Genomic DNA, 1,600 nt, shown 5'->3' with positions numbered 1-1,600 from the left:
TCGGTTATAATCCTGGTGTTGGGAACCGTTATGTAGCCGCACTTGTAACCCAGACAGAGGCTGCTCTCAGGGGCTCCTGCCATCCACCGCTCAGCTTCAATACAACTGGGGATCGCTTTTTCCAATCCTACCGGGGCTATCCAGTGAATTCCCCGGGCCTTGATGGCGCCGATCGCTTTTCCCACCGTTCCGCCCTGGTCGTCTCCGAGCAGAACCCCGATAAGACCTGCGCTGTCAAATGCATTGGCACCTTTTATGAATACATCCCCTGACCGCATGCTGTTCAAAAATTCCAGCCATTCGGTTTGAACAGGAGTGCCTTGATCCAGGCACCATGGAGCGACCCGTTGGTCCTTTTCAGTAACACAGGCGGCCCTTTGCGTAATAATCCCGGCTGCGTGAGGTTCCAGGTTTTTTATCTCCACATTCAACAGGGCTTTGGCCACCATGACATTTGTGGTTCCGGAGGCGATGATGATTTTGCCTTGACGGAAGGCCTTCTGCACCTCGGGAAGGGCTGCCACAGCCTGACCGATAAGCACCTTGGCTGCTGCCGGATGCAATGCCAGGGTAGTAATCACTGTTTTTCATCCTTTCGACTGACTTTTGACCTAATTATACCGCAAATTGTTTTATCCACTGCAAGGCTATCCATATTCTTAATAATGGGCATTTTTTAGAAGCCGTCTCTTTTGTTATTTATTTCCTGGCATCCTTTATTGACCTTGACGCAACGTAAAGGTGTATAGTGATTTTGTCGGGAGTTGATGGAAATGGAATATACGGTTCAGAAACTAAGCCGGCTGGCCGGAGTCAGCCCCAGGACATTGCGCTACTATGATCAAATCGGCCTTCTCAAGCCCGCCCGGATCAGTTCATCGGGATATCGCATTTACGGTCGTGAACAAGTGGACCGTCTGCAGCAGATCCTCTTGTACCGGGAAATGGGCGTGGACCTGGAGCAGATCAAGGCAATGTTGTCGGAACCATGCTTCGATGGCCTGAAAGCCCTGAAAGAGCACCATTGTAAACTGTTGATGAGAAGGCAGCAACTGGATTCACTTATCGCCAATGTTGAAAAGACCATAGCCATGACAGAAGGGAGAATCATCATGACCGATGCTGAGAAGTTTGCCGGTTTTAAGCGCCGACTGGTGGAAGAGAACGAGCAAAAATACGGGGAGGAGATAAGGGGCAAATACGGCGACAAAGTGGTGGAGGCCTCCTATCAGAAGGTGCTGGATATGACTCCGCAGCAATACGCCGAGATAGAGCGTTTGAGCGCCGCCTTCAATGACACCCTGAAAGAGGCCATGGCAAGCGGCAATCCCGGAGGGGATCTGGCCCAGCAGGCCGCTGACCTGCATCGCCAGTGGCTGTGCTACTTCTGGGAAAGCTACACCGGAGAGGCCCATGCCAGAATGGCCCAGATGTATGTTGATGACGAGCGTTTCACCGCGCACTATGACAAGATACAACCCGGGGCTGCGGTATTCTTGAGGGACGCAGTGCAGATCTATACCGGCATCCATGAATGATGCCGCAGACCGTCGACAAAAGCGAATAACTGCGTTGCTCAATAGGTCCGCTCAATCAACGT

2 protein-coding genes are annotated in these 1,600 nt (G+C 51.9%); one reads left to right on the top strand and one right to left on the bottom strand.

Annotated elements, in window-relative coordinates; all coding sequences use genetic code 11:
* The coding region (locus tag B3W37_RS05665; protein WP_483175023.1) for a hypothetical protein at positions 1-581 on the bottom strand (581 nt) is incomplete at its 3' end.
* Between the two features lie 192 nt (positions 582-773).
* On the opposite strand from B3W37_RS05665, the gene B3W37_RS05660 reads away from it, so the two are divergent.
* Positions 774-1,538: a MerR family transcriptional regulator gene (locus tag B3W37_RS05660; protein ID WP_483171514.1), complete on the top strand. Its 765-nt coding sequence runs from the start codon at positions 774-776 to the stop codon at positions 1,536-1,538.
* The last annotated feature ends 62 nt before the right edge of the window (positions 1,539-1,600 follow it).

It is taken from the genome of Syntrophomonas sp. UBA5494 (assembly GCF_002426325.1).
This window is presented reverse-complemented; position numbering and strand designations above follow the sequence as displayed.

Bases quoted from the DNA above. Each gene is read 5' to 3' on its own strand.
- B3W37_RS05660 (WP_483171514.1), top strand. From the start codon at position 774: ATGGAATATACGGTTCAGAAACTAAGCCGGCTGGCCGGAGTCAGCCCC.